Origin of the sequence: Pseudoalteromonas sp. THAF3 (assembly GCF_009363775.1) — a bacterium.
Classification (GTDB): Bacteria; Pseudomonadota; Gammaproteobacteria; order Enterobacterales; family Alteromonadaceae; genus Pseudoalteromonas; species Pseudoalteromonas ruthenica.
Genome location: NZ_CP045418.1, coordinates 1,885,562 through 1,904,471 on the forward strand (window position 1 = coordinate 1,885,562; position 18,910 = coordinate 1,904,471).

The window sequence follows — 18,910 nt, forward strand, 5'->3', positions numbered from 1 at the left end:
GTATTTGAACTAAACTAGAAACAAAGTGAATTAGCAACACGATGGCACCCATGCATATCTTGATCACCGGAGCCACAGGGCTCATAGGTAGCGAACTATACAAGCATTTACTTAACCACCATAGGGTTACGGTACTCACTCGCTCCCCCTCACGGGCGTACATAAAGTTGGGTCATCGTATTGAAGCCATCCAAAGCTTGGATGAGGTTGATTTTAATAATGTCGATATCGTGATCAATCTCGCCGGTGAGCCCATCGTTAATAAGCGTTGGAGCGAGCAACAAAAAAAGCGTATCTACGACTCCCGACTCAATACCACCGAAGCTATCGTGGCCAAGATAAATGCCGCAGACAACAAACCAAAGGCACTAATATCGGGCAGCGCCATTGGCTATTACGGCCGCCAAGGAGATGTGGAGATCACCGAAGACTTCAGCCACTGCTATGATGAATTTAGCCACCAGCTTTGTCGCGACTGGGAGGCAGCTGCAAGCAAAGCACAAACCCGTGTGTGCTTACTGCGTACCGGTATTGTGCTAAGTGCCCAAGGCGGTGCCTTAGGAAAAATGCTCCCCGCATTTCGCTTTGGCCTCGGTGGCCCCATAGGAGATGGCCAACAATACATGTCCTGGATCCACCTTGATGACATGGTGCAGCTAATTATGTACCTAATAAAATACGATCATATTAGCGGCGCCATCAACGCCACCGCGCCTAAGCCCGTCAATAATGAGGAATTCTCTAAAACGCTCGCTGAAGTACTGCGCCGCCCTGCCATCGTGCGCATGCCCGCTTTTGCATTACGGCTGATGATGGGAGAAATGGCCGATTTATTGCTCTATGGGCAAAATGTTCAACCCCAGCGGCTGATAGACGAGGGCTTTCGCTTTCGCCACCCCGAACTCAAACCTGCCCTGGCTCAACTCCTTAACCGCAATTAAAAAAGCCGCTTGTTAAAGCGGCCTTTTTGTCTACATCAGTTTGCGTAGCAAACCACTGGTGTTCTTGTTGAGTGTTCGCGCTATCATAGTGTACCCTAATAGTGCCACAAACAAAGCACCCGCTACGGGCCCGATGAACCATATATCAGGGTGGAACTTTCCAGGTAGCTCAAATAACTGTCTCTGCACAATGAAAAGCGCCACATCGCTCACTAAGGCGGCAACTACGCCAGCTATCAACCCCAGTAGTAAGAATTCATACAAGGTGGCTCCTCGGATCAACTTTCCGCGCGCTCCCAAGGTGCGTAAAATAACGACCTCTTGCATCCGCTCACCCAAGCTCGCCTGGACTTGCGAAATTAATACCAAGGCACCACAGACCACCACGATTGCCAGCACAAACCCTATGGCTAACGACACCTGCTCGATGGTTGAGCGAATTTGTTCGACAAAGTTGTCGACATCGATAGCCGTAATGGTGGGATACTGCCGCAATAGCTGAGTAAAGGCTTTATTTTCGCCATCATCAATACGTGCTGCCGCAATATAGGTTGCCGGGAATTCAGCGAGCAAGTCTGGGCTTAGGATCATAAAGAAGTTTGGTTTTAGGGTGGACCAATTCACTTCACGAAAGCTGGTAACCTCGGCATCAAAGCTTTGCGAGCCGATTAAAAAGGTAATGGTATCGCCCAGTTGAATCTCCAACCGCTCAGCCATTGATTGCTCAATAGAGACTTCCCCTTGGCTTTGCTCTGTAAACCACTGCCCTTTGGTTAGGGTGTTATGGCTTGGCATATCGCGAACCCACGTCAAGTTCAGCTCACGGCCCACGCCAGAGCGTGCTTCTTCATCCTTTTTCTCGTTATCCTCTAATGACACCTCTCGCGCGACTTTCTCGCCATTAACGGCATTGACGCGCCCACGAATGGTCGGGTAAAAGCGCGACACCTCAATGTTATTAGTCGCGAGATAATCAGCAACGGGCTGTTTTTCTTGCTCGCTAATATTAACAAGAAACGCATTAGGGGCATCCGCTGGTAATTGCGATTGCCAGTCATTGATCATGTCATTTTTAAGCACAATGAGAAACAGTAACAGCTTAATCGCCAGCGCAAAGCTGATTAATTGCACGGCATTGGCATTAGCCCGCTTTTGAATTGACGCCAGCGCTAAAGACCAACTGTTACCGGGGCTGAGACCGAGCTTTCGCCCTGTGCCAAAAATCACTTTTGAGGCGACAAACAGCACCACCACCACAAGGGCCGATGAGGCGAATAAGATTAGGGTAATTTTGATTTTACCGCTGAATAACCACATTAACCCAAAAACCGTCAACGCCGAGAGCGCGAGGTGGATTTTGCTCACCACCAACCTGTCACCGAGGTTTCGACGCAATACCCGTAACGGCGGAATATCAAATAGATCGAGCAGCGGCTTAATAGAAAACATCACCGCGCACACAACCCCGATGAATACCGCACTTAACCACGGGCGCAGCGACGCGGGCGGCAGGCTAATATCCATACTTTTAGCCATATAGTCGGCGGCCACGTGCTGCAGCGAATAGCCTACAGCAAGGCCAATTAGCAGTGAAAAACCACACACCAGTGACAAGTGCAGCAAATAAATGGCGCGTATTTGTGCACGAGCCCCGCCTAAGGTTTTCATCATTGCCACTGGGTCGTATTGGCGCTCGCAATAACGCTTTGCTGATACCGCAATAGCCACTGCCGCGAGAATAATGCCCAACAGACCTGCCAACAGTAAAAAGCGCTCCGAACGCTCTAGCGAATTAGCTATGGGCGACTGCCTGTCTTTCACCCCATACCAACGTTGGTTTTCGGCCAGTTGAGGCTTTAGCCATTGATAGAACGCTTCGACATCGTCACCGTCGCCAGCATAGAGTTGACGGTAGAACACCCGACTCCCCGGTTGGATCACCTCAGTTTTGGCGATATCTGCTTCATTAAGCAACACCCGGCGACTGCCAGAGAAAATATTGAACGGCGCATCCGGTTCTTCGCTCAAAATATGGCTAACGGTAAAGGTGGCAGCACCTAACTCAACCTCATCGCCCACTTGCAGATCCAATGAATACATCACCGTTTCATTGAGCCAAACGTTGCCCTCTTTAGGACCGCCCTCGGCCACTTGCTCTTGGGCATCAAAATCGCTTTTAATGAGTAGGTCACCTTTAAGAGGATAGGCTGATGACGCTGCTTTTATTGCCGCCAGTTGCATGCGGTCATTGGCAAAGAGCATGGTATCGAAAAACGTAAGCTGCGCCGTTTTCAAGCCCATTTTCTGTGCTTGCTGGCGGTATTCATCTGGCAACGCATGGTTACTGGCCAGCGCTCTATCGGCAGCGATAAAAGCGTTGGATTTTTGCAAAATGGCCTGACCAATACGGTCAGTTACCGAGGACAAGGTCAACACCGTCATCACTGCCAACGCAATGGCTGCACATATCACCGTGAGCTCGCCTCGGCGCAGCTCTCTCAAAAACAGTCTAAATGCCAATTTAGCCCACATTGACCTGCTCCTTCGGCTCACTCAGTTCGGTTAGACTGCCGCCTTCGATGTGCAAAATACGGTCGCATCGCTGTGCCAGTGCTTCATCGTGTGTAACCAGCACCAGCGTGGTGCCTTGCTGTTGGTTAAGCTCAAACAACAGCTCTTCAATCATTTTACCGTTTTTACTATCTAAGTTTGCCGAAGGCTCATCAGCAAACAGGATTTGCGGCGTACCAATAAAGGCACGTGCGATAGCAACTCGCTGCTGTTCACCACCCGAAAGCTGCGAAGGGTAATGCTCAACGCGATGACTCAAACCGACCTTCTCCAACAGCGCCAACGCCTGCTCTTTGGCATCATTTTGGTTAGCAAGCTCAGCTGGCAACATCACATTCTCAAGTGCACTGAGGCTTTGCACCAGCATAAAGGATTGGAATACAAACCCGACTTTTTGCGCACGCAAGGCCGCGCGCCCTTCTTCGTCCAGTTGCTCCAAAGCATCACCATCTAAGGTAATGCTTCCCGAGCTTGCCACATCAAGCCCTGCTAACAAGCTCAACAATGTGGATTTACCCGAGCCCGAGGCGCCAACAATGGCCACCGACTCGCCTGGCTTGACATTAAAGGTAATGTCGCTGAGGATCGTTAAATCGCCGTCAAGCGTATTAACGGACTTAGTTAATTCTTTGACTTGAATAATATTTAATTGAGATAACGCTGACATATGAGTGCTTCAATCCTACGTGTTTTTATCGTCTTACTGCTTGTCACTAAACCATTATTCGCTTGGGCTGACAATCAGATACTTGTCCTAGGTGACAGCTTAAGCGCAGCCTATGGGTTAAAACAACACCAAGGCTGGGTGCAATTGTTACAAGATACGTACGAACAACAAAATACGCCCACTACCCTGATTAATGCCAGTATAAGCGGTGAAACCACAGGGGGAGCATTGCGCCGCCTTGATGCGACTCTTAAAGAGCACACCCCTACCCATGTGCTCATTGAGCTTGGCGGGAACGACGGCTTACGTGGTTTTCCCGTCACTAAAATGAAAGCCAACCTGCAAGCACTAATAGATAAAAGCCGAGAGGCCGGTGCTGAGGTGGCGTTAATGCAAATTCGTATTCCACCCAATTATGGCCGCCGTTATACCGAATTATTCGAGCAAAGCTTTGTTGATGTGGCCAAGGAAAAGCAAGTGACCTTAATGCCCTTTTTTGTAGAGCAAGTGGCGACCAACGGTGAATTAATGCAAAACGATAACATTCACCCTAATGCTGAAGCGCAGCCGATCCTACGGGATATTATGAAAACACAAATCAGTAACTGGCTGAACAAATAGCCTCTGATACACCAAAATAACTCAACAAAAGCGCTGAAAATTAGCGCTTTTTTCTTTTTTGTAATTAAATCGGCGAATATGAACGTTTTATAAGCAAACGCATCAGCCGATGCTTGCATTTACAAAATATTTCCGTACTATTGCAATCCAAGTCGGCATATAGCGCAGCCTGGTAGCGCACTGTCATGGGGTGTCAGGGGTCGCAGGTTCAAATCCTGCTATGCCGACCATTCTTCTCCCCCCTATTCAATAAGTTACATCTTTCCATAATCAACTTTTTCGCACTTAACTGCTTAGTTATTTAAATCTATATCGCATATTTATCGCACCAATACCTCCTTAAATATTTTACTGGCTAAACCTAATTATTTTTCTCACCATACCCATACTGGGGGCATATATAGGAGGACACCTACATACAATTGTCATTAGGGCTAAGGTATTTTTCACTCTCGTGTAATGTTAGACATATTGAATGGATTCATTGAGGGATCTGATGTCATGGCAATATCAAGAAAGGCTAAGTACCGGGTAGATCTTGTTGCTCCCGCCCCTAGAACACAGCCAATTGTTAGAGGCAAAGGTGTTCAGCTGTTTATTGATACTATCTTGCTCAAGAACTATCATTCTCCCTGAAGTACCTGATATGCATGAGCATCCATTCGAGTATTCGTTCGATAGTATCAATATGGTCTTTGAGAGCGAAGTTTATGCTGTATTTAAAGCCTCAAAGCGTCATCGAGTCCTATATATACAAGTTTACCACAACCCTTTGTATGCTGTTCGTGAGCCGTACAACTATTTAGATCCTTTTAATAAGAAAAGAAAAAACTTCACTTTCCCAGATAGTCTAAGCATTCTGCATGGAGCACTATACGACACTGGGTTTATGTGATTTTGGAAGCATAATCGTCACATTCTTTGAGTACAGCCCTCCATAGCCTCTTAACTGTACTTAATAGTTTCAACAACCATCTTTTGTGTAGGTATTCCAGCTACTCTTGCCGATAAGTTGGAGCTACAACGCTTGTCTCAGCCAATCACTGTAGTGGACAGAAAAATAAATTATCTTCAGCGTTACGACATCGCTGGCGGAAAAAAGTGGTCTGATTCTGTCCACTTTCCCGTTAATGACACAGTTCTAAATGATAATTTTCCAGTTTTGCTCGGTAAGCTGCCGGCGGCAGATTTCCGAGACTTTCATGGGTTCGTTCTCCGTTATAATCCAATAGGCAGAACCAAACCATATCTCGCACTTGGCTGAGATTCTCAAACAAGTAGGCATCAAGAAGCTCTCTTCGGAATGAACCGTTAAAGCGTTCAACTAAGCCATTTTGCTGCGGCTTGCCAGGCTGGATATACATCAGCTACCCTGACTGATTAGCCTCGCACCAATCAGTCAGGGTAGCTGATATTAACTCTGGGCCATTCTACGCGCAGCTGACTCGGTAATCTGCGCTCAGCCTTAAGCTATTCTAACACGCGTACGACACGGCCAGCGGGCAACGAGGTATCTACCTCAATTGCAAGGCACTCTCGCGTTCCTTCGTCCACCACATTCAACGTTCTGAATCGTTTACCGCAATACAATATGTCGTGCATAAAATCGAGCGCCCATTTGTGGTTGGCTTGCTCCTGCACTTCTAAGGGCTGAGCAATTCGTTTGGGTAGCACACGTTTCGTTCTTCGTTTTAGATTCAACTCCATCTGGCAATACACGCGATAAACGCGTTTATGTTTGAAGGGAAAACCTTTAAAGCGCATTCGGCCAAAACAACTCCAGAAGCCTGCTCTTGGCAACTTTTCAAGCACGGCATTGATAGCATCAATAACAGCAGCATTTGCTTTAAACCAGTCTCGTTCAGGGCGATAAAAGGTCGAACGGCCAACGGCCCATGCCAACAAACAGACAAACCCTTACGATAATTAGCCCCGGACCAACGAATACGCTGACGCATTCTAGTTTATCCGCTGTCACCAACCCCTTTTTTTCGAAAAGCTCCTTAATCGCATGATTTTCCAAACTGACATCTGCAAACATTTTCTTAAGCTTGGCATTTTCCTCTTCAAGCTCCTTCAACCGTTTGACGTCAGAGGCTTCCATCCCACCGTATTTGGACTTCCAGTTGTAATAGGTTGCACTGCTGATACCTTGCTGACGGCACACTTCCTCAACCTTCCTACCCGCATCGGCTTCTTTTAATACTACGATGATCTGAGACTTTGTATAGCGTGTTTTTTCATAGTCGTCTCCTGCGTTAATCATTACAGAAAACTCTAATTATGTCTGTCTCAGTTTAGGGAAAGTGGACAGCCTCAAGCCGCGCTTTATTATTTTCAACTGGCGCTCACGGTCTTAGACATAGTTATGCTCAAGAGCAAATGTTTGAACCGAAAAGCTTGGGGCATAAGTATGAAAAGGTCTTAGAGACCATTTCACAGAAAATGGGCCATTTTAGGTCTGAGATAATTTTAGTTTATCTTAATTAGGCTCAGAGCATTTTACCTCTCTGTACTACATATTATCTCTCCCAAAGACATTTCAATGTCTTTGGCTGGAAAAGAAGTAAACCCTGGCCTTGCGATATTTCTCCGAGTTTCGTCATAATAAACGGACAATAGTCCACTCAAAAGATATTGCAGTCCTAGGTGAAGCTCATTCTCTGTATGATTAAAAGCGATGTACTTTGCTGAAAGCTCTCCTCTTTCAAGCTTAGATTTTTTCTTGTGGATGCTGAAATCAGAAAGTGAGCCAATGTAATTTACTAGATAGTCATATTTGGGGCGTTCCCCAACGGAATATACACTTTGCATACGCCTAAAAATCCATTCTATCGTATCTGGGTCAGCCTTTTTGATCTTCGATTTCATAGATACAAGTGAGAGGAAAGGTCCTCTAACTGATGTCTTAGAGCCCAAACTCTCTAAAGACCTACACAACTTTGCAGCTTGGTACAAAGCTTTACATTCCTTTTCAATGTCACCGTCGTTTAAATGTTTTTTGACTGAAATAATACCAATCACTCCTTCGGGAGGTACGATGACGCTATTACCAAACCTTTGAAATATTGGAAAATTTTGAGAATCATAAACAATAATATCTAACTGAGAAGAGTGTTCATCTGTATCAGATTTACGTTTCTTTCCACTTCCCCCGGTTTTTACGGCTGGACGTAAAATAAAACCTGTCAAAACCTCAATACCATTAGGAAGAAACTTTTTGAGGTACTCTGACAAAAGGTCTTCAACAAATCGACCATCTTCACCGGTATGAGCCGCCCCATGCTTTCCATGTGCAGGAATAAGAGTTTCAAACTGCTTGTAAGTTAACAATAGAGCTTCAACTTCTTTAGACCAGTAACGGCGTAATCTTTCACCATCCATATCAACCTCTATCATAGCTTAAAATTATAGTATTGAGTTCTTCGGTTAGACTGCTGATATGTTCCCTATGTTCGCTTTGAACACAAGAGTAGAGATCATCATAATTCAATAAGCTTATTAAGTAAGACCTAAAACCTCTGAGTTTGTTAATCACTTGATCTCTACAGAAAGTATCAAGAAAACTTTCCTTTTTAGCAAATTTCAAACTTGAATCCAAACTTTTTAGATTATCTTGAAACAACTTTTTTGCAATCACTTTATCTGGAAGCTTTCGAACCTTTTTATAGTGAATAAGCTTCTTTAAAATTCTTAGCCTTTGATTCGAAAAACTAATTTTCTTATTTGGACTTTCACCAGAAATAACATAACCATTTAAGGATATTGTGTCTGTAGTAGCTATTCTTTTCCTTGTGTTCAAACGCATATCTAGCTTACTGATGATATATGAAATTTGAGATTCAAACCAATTAGAATGGATTGTTGAGCTATTCTCACTTGAAAACATAAGATCATCAGAATATCTAGAATATATGATTTTTTTTTCTTGGCATAGCTTTTCGATAGCAATGTCTAAAGGCCTAAAAACAAGGTTTGCTATGGCAGGAGATGCTGGGAAACCGATAGGTAATATCTGGTCTTTATCAGCTTCAACAGTAAGAAAAAACGAAATCCTTTTAGCAAGAAACTTAATCTCATATGCATTCTTACCTTTTAGGTGAGAAATAAGAAAGTCTTCAATTTGCTCTCTTTTGATTGAATTAAAGAACGCTTTTATATCCAATCTAAGAAAATACTTTCCTCCTAAATGGGGCCTGAAAAAGTCGAAGTAAGAATGATTTTTACGATATGCCTTTGCTGCAGAGCTTAAAGGAAGTTTAGAAAAGAGCTTACTTAGATTTTGACTTGATGTTTTATATTTCAGGTCGTTTGGAATATAAAACCCACCCTTAAAAGAAAAGTCACTACTAATATTTTTGATATCGTCTATTGACTCAACTTGGAGAGCTTTAAATATTTCTTTTTGAGATAATTTCATAAGTTGGCTACGTTACGGTACAAATTACAAAGTTCCACTTTAGTGGGATTTTAGAATCGAACTACTAGACATATGGAGCTAGTAAATAAGGGCTTGAAAGGTGACAACCTTTTAAAGCAAGCTTTCCCCTTCTGAACTACCGTAACGTAGCTGAGAAAGAGTATCATAAAGCTCCTTGAAGTAAACTCGAAATAGTTTCTCAAATTCAGATTTGCTCTCTTTAGACTCATGTTCAAGTTCTAATATTGCATAGTTCAAAAAGTCAGAAACCCAACCGCTTGTCTTGTGGGTGTTCCCAGAGGAGTTAAGTATAGCTTCCAAGGACTTCATTGTTTTCTTGGCTTCATCCTCAACGAGAGTTGTTGGTGTATCGTTTCTTTTAAATTTTTTCATTTTTACCAATGTGTCAGATTTGCCTGAAAATGCAATCCTTAAGTATTGCGTAAGTGCACTATTATTGAGAAAAGAAACTTCATTAATTTTCTTATATATTTCATCAACATCACACTTAGTTCTTAACCAACTCAAGAATAAGTTCAATGACTTTTCATTAATTAATGCACCTTCAATTGTCGTGCTTAGTACAATTACATTTTGTCCCCTTAGAACTCTATTGATACTAAAAAATAAATCAGATAAGAAATCGCTTTTCTTACAAGTCAATCGAAGAGGACAGATCGAGATAGGGGCTTTATCCAAACTAATGATTTTGCCAGCCAAGCGATAAACTTCACGTGCTAAGTTTGGTGTATCATTTTTTGTTAAAGAATAAGACATATAGGCGCGTTCTTTTATTTTCTTTATGGCGATAGGTCTTAAGTCTAGTGAGCTTCCACATCGGTCAAATTTTAATATATTTTCACCTATACTCTTATCATAGTGAATTTTGACTCCCTTATCTGCATCAAAGAGAAACTTGTATGGTATTTTTGTATTTATAAAATCGGGGGTTATTTTTTTGCTAACCTTTTCATCGCTAGCTTTGTAGACATCTACACCTAGAAGCCATGGGAACTTTCTGATTAAATGGTTATTTTCAAAAACTTCTTTTTCTGTCTGACCTTCAACAAATAGTATAAATGAGCTAAAAAAAAGCCTCGCTTCATTATCTCCAAAGTTACAAATAAAATTCGAATCATCGAATTTAGATTTCGCATAGGAAACACTTGTTGAGAAATCCGTGTTTTTTTTATAAAAGTGAATCACTTTATGTTCATTATTAAAGCTTTTAATCACTTGTTTTACAATATTTTGAGAATGGGTCGAGAGTATTAGTTTTGGCCTAGAAGTTTTCAGTTTTTCTCCCTCTTTATTTGTATAGAGTTGTTCAAGTCTATATTGAAATTCATGAATAAGCTTTTCACTCATTTTCGGGTGCAACCCTATCTCAGGCTCATCAACAAAAATAACTGGGGTTTGATATGTCCTTTTAGATAAAGCAGAAATAAGGTTTAGCACAGTTAAGATATAGTTGTATGAATTTGTTCCATCTGAAGTTCTACTCAAGTCAAATCCATTAAACTCAAACTTATCGCCTTTCAAACCAGCCTTTAAATAAGCCATTATTTTATCTCTATACCTGTAAGGTATAGTACTACTTAGCCTGTTTATCTCATCAATTTTTTTTCTGTAAGTTTCAAGTTCACTCTCTTCTAAAAAGCTCTCAAACTGGGTTTGAAATTCAACTGCGTTAAAAGGGCGTAATTTGCCTAAAAATTGCCACAAGTGATTCCAGTCATGAAGTTCCAAATGTCTAGAGTCAATTTCAAATAATGGGAATATATCTAAAATCAATTCTCGTAATGTGCTAGATCCGCCTTCGAAGCTATAACTACTATCATTTCGAATGTTAAGGGTTAAGGTTAATTCATCATATTCCTTTGGCCTTTCTCCCGTACTAAAAAAGCTAAACCACATATTTTTTTCCCTTGGGAATAATGCGGATCTAACCTTTGAGAAGTAATGGTTTTTCTGAGCTTTATAAGAGTGTACAAGCTTATTAATATGAAATGTATCAAATGTAATCGAAATCTGACCATATGAGTCATAATTGCTATTCAACTCCAAAGGAATACATCTAACACCTTCCAAAGCTTTATAGAAAAAACTGATAGCTTTGAGTAAATTTGATTTACCAGCATTGTTTTTACCGAGTAAACATGTAACTTGCTCAAGCCCTGAAATATCAGCTTCTTTAAAGGATAAAATATTTCTTATTTGAATACGTTTTATGCCCATTCGCAACCTAAGTACTAACCATTATGAATTAACAAGCTAACATTATCACTTTCGTCTAATAAATCAATAATTTACAAAACTTCTGAGTGCTTGCTTCCCCAAGCTTTCAGGGCTTCTACACGCTTTTTCATATACTCCTGCAAGTTATAAACCTTTCGCATCCCTTGCAACTGGTGGTTAAGTATCTTCTCAACCACAATAGGATCAGTTCCAATATCATCATCACCCAAACATGTAGCCACTGTTCTTTGTAAGTCGTGGTGTCCACTTCCTTTAAACTGGGCCCAGAAACAATATAAACCGCTTAATCCCAGTACCTGTTCACCAGGTTTCACTTAGTCTAAGGGCTAACAGACTATTTGTTGGGTATGTGTGTTGAGCTGGAGATAGCAGGTGTATAGCCGAACTCGTAAAACTTTATAAAACAATAGTTAAAATTGGCACATAGCAGCACTGATGGTAAGTTTGAACCAATCGGTTGTGAGCTGATGTTAGTTCACACAAGCTCGCTTTGTACGTGGCTATGTTCATCATTTCTATGATAAAGGCCTTTATGCTGTCACTTCGCCAATATGTAAAAAGAACAAATGGCGTGCCCATGGGGGCAACGCACTCATTGAGGAATATGCTTTATCGCGCCTTTGGAGCAGGCTCGTTCGCGACCTTTTGGCACTACTGGAACCCCATCTGGGGCTATTACTTGTCGCGTTATATTATGCGCCCTCTTAATATCTACTTACCTAAGGCGTTGGCTGTGTGGATTACGTTTTTGTTCAGTGGTGCGCTGCATGATTTAGCGGTCTCCCTGATCAAATGGCAGCTAATTGTGTTTTTCACTCCATGGTTTGGCTTGATGGGTGCACTGGCATTAGTATCAACCCCCAAGAGGCTCTCCTATACAGCCGCCCCTTGGTTGGTTCGAGCAACGACAAATGCTCTTTTGCTAGGCGTATCGCTCATGGTTACTTTTGCTCTGGAAAACCTACTCGCTCAGCATTGGGCAGTCTAACGTCGAATTACCTTGAGCCTAGGGCCTCTCTAATCACCTTTCGCCGAGTGGCGCTTATCCTGCCAATACTGGTATAGATTGTAGGTAATGCCCAAAAAGCAAATGGCGCTAATGAGCCCCGCAGGGCCAAACACCAGTAGTAAATTTGCTTGATAGCCAACGACCGCCAACACGGCGCAGATGCCGCCAATTATCAACTCGATGATGAGTGTTTCCCAATCGGTGCTAAAGGTGCGGTTGATCGTTTTTGCTGCGTAATGGTTTACTTTAAAGCCCATATCATCCCTAATTTATATATTAGTCATATAGTTACATCTCAATACTTCGAACTAGTTAATTTTTAACTCGTACCACTAAACGCAATAAAAATAATAATAATTTCTTATTCTTATAACATAAATACATGGTAAGTTACACGTATTAGGGACAATCAATTTGACAAGGAATTTTTATGTTAAAAACAAAACTAATCGCAGCGGCTATTACCCTAGCTTCAGGTACTGCATTCGCTCAAACTGCTGTTTTCCCCGGAGCAGCACATTGTTTTGAAGACTCAGCGCTAAAAGCAGAGGCTGTAAACAACCTTATTGCTTCATCAGGTGAATTAAATGCGCTAACCCAAGTGGCCTTGGAAGAGGTCGGTGCTTCTGCCAATGGTTATTTCATCTTTGATCCAAAATTTTCGCGCACAGAGCGCTTCTTCCACTGTAGTGTGCCGCTGAACGAAAACATGGGGAATGTGACCCTTACCGTCCATGGTATTACTCAAGGTCTGAATGTATCAGCCGGAGGCTGTCTAATCTCTCGAATTCGTAAAACGCCTGATGGTGGCAAAGACAAATGGCTTCGTTTCGGTACTGGTAAAGGGTTTGATTGGACAGATATATCAGATGATACTATCTCGTCTAAGCAATTCGTGAATTATGTCACCACAATTGATAATAACTTTGAGCCAGACGCAATCTTGAACTTACAGTGCCGTACTACATGGCAGACAGGTTCAGTCTCTGTAGGTCAAATCGAAATAAACTACTAATCTCTTAACCCCTCCCGTTTTTGTCCCTAATTAGGTGTGAGTTAGCTCACACCACTACTTTTTCTTTGCTCATTAAAAATATCGTTAACATTGACCCTCGCCTGCAACTTAGCTGCAATTAAGAATAGCCCAGCGAGTTTGCGATGAATAAACAATGCATCCACAGGGGGGCTATGCCATTGCTGTTCGCGACTGCTCATTGCCAAGCCTTTTTGCTTGATTCTCGCAGCCAAATCACTGCTGGCAAAGTCGTACTCACCATCTGCCGTTAGCGGTTCACAGGCCAAAGCAAAAATATCGAGCACGTTTTGCTCATAAGCCTTATCCACATCATCACTAAAATAACCGATATCACGGGCCGCATGTGCCATGACGCCGCGCTCGCCTGTTATGGCGCCCTCAATAAGCCGCCAATATCCCCGGCTAATGGACTCGCTAATGGCGCGGGTCGCACCAAAATCGAGCAGTACAATACGACCGGTGTCGCGCTGATACAGGTAATTAGCAAAGTTGGGGTCGGTTTGCATTAAGCGAAAGTCAAAAAGCTCATGCATAAACAGGGTGAGTAGATGCATCACTAAACGATTGCGCTCTTCTTGCGTACAGGTAAGCGCCTGCTCAATGGCCTCGCCCTCAACAAATTCCATGGCTAAAATTTGTTCAGTGCACAACTCGCTCTGCGCTTTTGGCACCACAAAGTGTGAACTTGGCCCCAGCTTTTCTTGGTACTGGTTCATGTAATGCGCCTCTAGGGTGTAGTCCGCTTCATTAAGCAGCTGAGCTTTCGCCTCGGCAATTAGCTCGTCAATGTCCAACCCTTTTGGCAGTAAACCAGTGAGCTTAAGCAGCCTCACGACATTATCCACATCGCTTTCAATGCTTTTGGCCACCCCAGGGTATTGCACTTTCACGGCTAGCTTTGTGCCGCTATCAGTGTATGCACGGTGTACCTGTCCGATGGATGCCGCAGCGAAAGGGCGCAACTCAAAATTAGCCAGACCGTCTAGCCAATGTGCTCCCCATTGCTGCTTTAAGGTTTGGGTCAGCTGCTTGTGTGGCATGGGTGTGGCTTTGTTACGTAACCGCGACAATAGCGCACTGAGCTCCGGACTTAATAGCTCGCCGGCGTCCATTGACAATAACTGACCGAGTTTCATCGCCGCACCACGCAAATGCGCCAATTGCTGCGCCAATTGCTCAATATTTTTGCTGTTTAACACTAACTCTTTGGTGCTTTTATTTTGCCCTGTGACCATGGATTTTAAGCCGCCATAGGCAACATTGCTGGCTACTCGCCCTGCCAATGAACCAAATCGTAAGGCTCGGGAGAACTTGGAAGTAGGCACTGCTTTATCTTTACTCATTTGCGCGTTGATTGTGATCTTAAAACTGTGGCTCAGTACGAAAAAAGCCGAAAAAACGATCGAGCAACCCGTATGTTTACCGCCAAGTTGCATTTGTTTAAATTGCATGCAAGGCTTGTTAAAGCCACTAATAACAGGCGCTGGCGCTTGAGTGTCGTAAAGGTGTCGGGTAGATAACACATCGCTAACGTACAGTAGGAGCGGTTCACTTGCTAATTTAAAGGCTCAGTTAGCAAGGAGACCACAACAATGAAAATGAACATCAATACTACAGAAATTAAAAACCAACGAGATAAACGTTGCCTATCACAAGAGCAGCTTGCCGAGATAGCCGGATTGAGCTTACGCACAGTACAAAGAATAGAAGCCAAAGGCGTGGCCTCAGGGGAGTCCATTAAAAGCATTGCTGCCGCTCTTGATTTAGATTGCCAGCAATTACTGGCTGTGCAATCGACAACGAACAATACCGAGGCACCTGTGCCACCATCACAGCCTATACCCTCTCAACCCTTACCTGCACCGCAACACCTGCGAGTAAAATACTTGATTGGGCTGCTGGCGGTGATTGCGGCAAATTGTTTTGGTTTTTGGGGGGTATACTCCGCTTTTCAAAGTGGCAGCATTGACCAACAGACCATGACCCTACTTAAAGATACCGTCGCTGTCTCTTTATTAGTATCTATCGCGGTCATTTGTTATCGCGGTTGGCGCAAACAGGTGTTTAAATTCGACTTATAAGTTCATGCCCTGCACTCCTTGCTAACTGATTCAATTAACAAAAAGGAGAGCACCATGTTCAACGATAAATTAGTAATAAAATCTGTAATACTGGCTTTTTTAGCTTATCTGCTGGTTACCGCAATCGCCAGTGCCGTAGCAATCCAAGTTTGGCTGCCAGAAGGAGTGGATATGGCTCAGGCGCAAAGCTTAGCGAGCCAAGATATGAGCTTAACTGCACTGACCTTAGCCATTGGCGCTAGCGCATGCATATTAACGGGGATGTTGGTGACCTACATGACTAAAAGCCAAGGGTTACGCAATGCCCTGGCCTTGGCAATGCTTATCACACTGTATGGTTTGCTAAGCGTATTCACACACCTTGAGCAGCCGCTGATGGTTCATTTTGCCAAATTAGCGCTGCCCACACTTGCAGTAATAACCGGGGCATATTGGGTTATTCATAGCACCCAAGCCAAGCTGGCAGGCTAATCCCAAACGCGGGCTGAACATAAGTTTTAGCCCGCGTTATTTTGATTGCTATATTGTCATAAGGTCGCGCTTGATCTATTGTTTTTGACCTCAATATACATGCTTTGCGTATAGCATTTTTCAACTAACTAAGAAGGATTGCCCAGAGCAACCATGATATTACTTATCGCTTTCGCGGTGCTATCTATTGCCGTGTCGTTTATTTGTTCTGTTCTTGAAGCAGCATTGCTATCCATCACCCCCAGCTTTATTGCCAAGCAAAAGCTTGAACACCCACAGCGTTACACCCAACTCAAGCGCTTAAAAGATCGCATCGACCAACCTTTGGCTGCCATTCTTACCTTAAACACGGTAGCCCACACCGTCGGCGCTGCGGGTGTCGGTGCGCAAGTCACCGTGGTGTTTGGGAATGGTTATTTAGGCATTGCCTCAGCGGTGATGACCATTCTTATTTTATTGCTCTCGGAGATCATCCCGAAAACCCTAGGTGCGCGGTTCTGGCCGCAAATTGCGGTGGCCATGCCTCCACTGCTCAACTTTTTAATATGGGTACTCAAGCCATTTATTTGGATATCAGACAGAATTACTCGACTGCTTGGCGGCAGCGCCACTGAGGAAGATTTGCGCGTCGAGTTAAAAGCCTTGGCATCACTGGGAGCAGAAATAAACAGTATTGATGACAGTGAGCACCGCGCTATCGCCAACATTCTTGACCTTCATACCATCAAGGTGCGCGATATTATGACGCCGCGCATTGTATGTGAAACGCTCAAACCCGATGCCCATCTTAGTGAGGTGCGTGAAAAAGTAATCAAGAGCCAATTTTCTCGCTTCCCACTGCTTGATGACGATGAAGCCCCACATGGGGTGTTATTTAAAAGTGATTTAATTGCCACCGGCGACAAAGAATACGCTATTGAGCTGGCGCGTAAGGCTAAAGTGGTTGCCAATAACATCAGCGTGGAACACTTGTTAAGCCAGTTAATTGAGGAGCAGCAACACATGTGCTTGGTGTATGATGAATACGGCTCATGGCAAGGTTTAATCACCTTAGAAGACATCATAGAAACCATTATTGGCCAAGCTATTTTGGATGAAACCGACCAAATTGCTAACATGCGCCGTTTCGCGCGCCGACGCTGGTTGCAGCGCAAGAAGCATGAGCGCCGCTCACAATCAGGGCGTTAATCGGCAGAAACCCGCGATTGAACGACAAACTGTTATCAAATGCACTGAAATAAGGTAAAAAGGCAGCGATTTAACGTATTAAAGGGAAAGTCTATGTCGTACCTTAAACTCAGTGCATTGTCGTTAGCCATGGTTGCAGCCAGCAGCCATGGAGCCGATATCCAATTCCATAGCGAATTAGCAAGTAACGGCACTTTGGTCTTGCTGCAAGAGCAAGACCAAGCGCTCAATACCTCAGTGTTATCATCACAAGCGCAACAACAATTACAAAAAGCACTTAACACCGCCCAGTTTAACGGCGAGTATAATAAGCATGTACAGCTTCTAGCCCCTGTAGACTCAAACTATGAACGCGTCGTTGTCGTCGGCCTTGGCGCTCAAGACGAGCTTGATGCAGCGCGTACAGCCAAACTCGGTGGCAACGTGCATGGCCTGCTTGAGGGCATGAAGGTGACGACGGCAAACATCGATTTTGCCACTATCAATGGGCAGTTATCTAATACCGAATTAGCGGCTCAATTTGCCCATGGCGTTAACCTGCGCGACCACAGCTTCGATACCTATAAAAAAAGCGATGCAGCAAAAACGACGCTAAGCTATCACTTTGATGTTGCTGATCAAGCGCGCGCCGAGCAGGCATATCAAGCCCTAAGTCATATAGAGCAAGGTGTATTTTTAGCCCGTGACCTCACCTCCGAGGTGCCGAGCGCCTTAACCCCTGTAGAGTTTGCACAAGCAGCGCAGCAACTACGCGAGCTCGGTGTTAAAGTCGAGGTATTGGGGCCTGAGCAGGTCAAAGCCCTCGGCATGGGGGCGTTGGAAGGCGTTGGCCGAGGCAGCAAAGACGGTGCTCGACTGGTGGTTGCACATTATCAAGGCAGCGATGACGCACCCATTGCTTTGGTTGGTAAAGGCATTACCTTTGATTCAGGTGGCTATAGCATTAAAACCGGCGCTTCAATCGCGCGGATGAAATCCGACATGGCCGGTGCTGCGGCGGTGCTAGGTACCGTGAAAGCCATGGCGCTGAGCAAAGCCGATGTTAATGTCGTTGCCGTAATGGGCATGGCCGCCAACATGGTGTCTGAAACCGCCATAGCGCCGGGAGACATCCTGCGCACCGCTGAAGGCTTAAGTGTCGAGGTACTCAATACCGACGCCGAAGGCCGGTTAGTGCTCAGCGATGCCATGTGGTATGCGCGCAGCCAGTTTAAGCCGCAGATTATGGTGGATGTAGCCACACTCACTGGCTCAAAAGTACGCGCCGTAGGCAATCGCTATAGCGCAATTTTCTCTGATGACGAGCAATTAGTCAGCGAATTAACGGCAGCAGGCAAAGCGGTGAACGAGCAAGTATGGCGCTTACCTTTAGGCTATAAAGACAAGTTAAAGTCAGACATTGCTGATATTCAAAACATCGGCTCAGGAGGCCCGGGAGCAACCACGGCGGCTTCATTCTTACAACACTTTGCTGGAGACACCCGCTGGGTTCACCTCGATATTGCCGGTAATGCGTTAGCGAGCAAGGCTGACGGTGAAGTGAATGTAGGCGGCACCGGCTATGGGGTCAGGCTACTAAGCGAATGGTTGCTCAAAACCAAATAAGGTGCACTGATAGCGCACTATGAGTCAGTTATGGGCAGGGG

15 protein-coding genes, 1 tRNA gene and 1 pseudogene are annotated in these 18,910 nt (G+C 44.2%); 9 read left to right on the forward strand and 8 right to left on the reverse strand.

The window, feature by feature from the left end:
- Positions 1-50 precede the first annotated feature (50 nt).
- Positions 51-941 carry a TIGR01777 family oxidoreductase gene (locus FIU82_RS08645; RefSeq protein ID WP_152441483.1) on the forward strand — a complete coding sequence of 297 codons (891 nt, stop codon included), beginning with the start codon at positions 51-53 and terminating at the stop codon, positions 939-941.
- Positions 942-971: 30 nt separating this feature from the next.
- On the opposite strand, the gene FIU82_RS08650 is transcribed toward FIU82_RS08645, so the two are convergent.
- The gene (locus FIU82_RS08650) at positions 972-3,473 is read right to left on the reverse strand and encodes an ABC transporter permease (RefSeq protein ID WP_152440864.1); all 2,502 of its coding nucleotides are present in this window, start codon (positions 3,471-3,473) and stop codon (positions 972-974) included.
- Positions 3,463-4,179, reverse strand: a complete 717-nt coding sequence (locus tag FIU82_RS08655; protein WP_138587619.1) for an ABC transporter ATP-binding protein — start codon at positions 4,177-4,179, stop codon at positions 3,463-3,465. Before FIU82_RS08655 ends, FIU82_RS08650 begins: the two co-directional genes overlap by 11 nt.
- Between FIU82_RS08655 and FIU82_RS08660 the strand changes: the two genes are divergently transcribed.
- Together FIU82_RS08660 and FIU82_RS08665 are read left to right on the forward strand one after the other, a co-directional pair.
- Positions 4,180-4,800, forward strand: a complete 621-nt coding sequence (locus FIU82_RS08660; RefSeq protein ID WP_152440865.1) for an arylesterase — start codon at positions 4,180-4,182, stop codon at positions 4,798-4,800.
- Between the two features lie 153 nt (positions 4,801-4,953).
- Positions 4,954-5,030: transfer RNA gene (locus tag FIU82_RS08665), tRNA-Pro, on the forward strand.
- A gap of 897 nt (positions 5,031-5,927) precedes the next feature.
- On the opposite strand, the pseudogene FIU82_RS08675 reads toward FIU82_RS08665, so the two are convergent.
- From FIU82_RS08675 to FIU82_RS08695, 4 genes and pseudogenes are all read right to left on the reverse strand, one after another.
- Positions 5,928-7,066, reverse strand: a pseudogene (locus FIU82_RS08675) (IS3 family transposase).
- A 236-nt stretch (positions 7,067-7,302) separates the two neighbouring features.
- Positions 7,303-8,184 (reverse strand): DUF6602 domain-containing protein, encoded by an 882-nt coding sequence (locus FIU82_RS08685; protein WP_152440866.1) that lies wholly within the window; start codon positions 8,182-8,184, stop codon positions 7,303-7,305.
- A 1-nt stretch (position 8,185) separates the two neighbouring features.
- A complete protein-coding gene (locus FIU82_RS08690; RefSeq protein ID WP_152440867.1) occupies positions 8,186-9,220 on the reverse strand; it encodes a reverse transcriptase family protein in 1,035 nt (344 codons plus the stop codon).
- Positions 9,221-9,331: 111 nt separating this feature from the next.
- Positions 9,332-11,458: a retron Eco8 family effector endonuclease gene (locus FIU82_RS08695; RefSeq protein ID WP_152440868.1), complete on the reverse strand. Its 2,127-nt coding sequence runs from the start codon at positions 11,456-11,458 to the stop codon at positions 9,332-9,334.
- Positions 11,459-11,981: 523 nt separating this feature from the next.
- Between FIU82_RS08695 and FIU82_RS08705 the strand changes: the two genes are divergently transcribed.
- The gene (locus tag FIU82_RS08705; protein ID WP_349284443.1) at positions 11,982-12,467 is read left to right on the forward strand and encodes an acyltransferase; all 486 of its coding nucleotides are present in this window, start codon (positions 11,982-11,984) and stop codon (positions 12,465-12,467) included.
- 29 nt (positions 12,468-12,496) lie between these two features.
- Here the strand turns inward: FIU82_RS08705 and FIU82_RS08710 are convergent, their stop codons facing one another.
- Positions 12,497-12,745, reverse strand: coding sequence for a hypothetical protein (locus FIU82_RS08710; protein WP_045978406.1), 249 nt, complete (start codon positions 12,743-12,745; stop codon positions 12,497-12,499).
- Between the two features lie 173 nt (positions 12,746-12,918).
- On the opposite strand from FIU82_RS08710, the gene FIU82_RS08715 reads away from it, so the two are divergent.
- Positions 12,919-13,503 carry a hypothetical protein gene (locus FIU82_RS08715; protein WP_045978407.1) on the forward strand — a complete coding sequence of 195 codons (585 nt, stop codon included), beginning with the start codon at positions 12,919-12,921 and terminating at the stop codon, positions 13,501-13,503.
- Between the two features lie 41 nt (positions 13,504-13,544).
- On the opposite strand, the gene FIU82_RS08720 is transcribed toward FIU82_RS08715, so the two are convergent.
- Positions 13,545-14,867 (reverse strand): AarF/ABC1/UbiB kinase family protein, encoded by a 1,323-nt coding sequence (locus FIU82_RS08720; protein ID WP_152440869.1) that lies wholly within the window; start codon positions 14,865-14,867, stop codon positions 13,545-13,547.
- 249 nt (positions 14,868-15,116) lie between these two features.
- Here FIU82_RS08720 and FIU82_RS08725 point away from each other — a divergent pair, with 249 nt between their 5' ends.
- From FIU82_RS08725 to FIU82_RS08740, 4 genes are all read left to right on the forward strand, one after another.
- Positions 15,117-15,605, forward strand: a complete 489-nt coding sequence (locus FIU82_RS08725) for a helix-turn-helix domain-containing protein (RefSeq protein WP_152440870.1) — start codon at positions 15,117-15,119, stop codon at positions 15,603-15,605.
- Between the two features lie 54 nt (positions 15,606-15,659).
- A complete protein-coding gene (locus FIU82_RS08730) occupies positions 15,660-16,076 on the forward strand; it encodes a hypothetical protein (protein WP_152440871.1) in 417 nt (138 codons plus the stop codon).
- A gap of 153 nt (positions 16,077-16,229) precedes the next feature.
- Positions 16,230-17,264 (forward strand): CNNM domain-containing protein, encoded by a 1,035-nt coding sequence (locus tag FIU82_RS08735; protein WP_022943816.1) that lies wholly within the window; start codon positions 16,230-16,232, stop codon positions 17,262-17,264.
- 93 nt (positions 17,265-17,357) lie between these two features.
- A complete protein-coding gene (locus tag FIU82_RS08740; RefSeq protein ID WP_152440872.1) occupies positions 17,358-18,869 on the forward strand; it encodes a leucyl aminopeptidase in 1,512 nt (503 codons plus the stop codon).
- Positions 18,870-18,910: the final 41 nt, after the last annotated feature.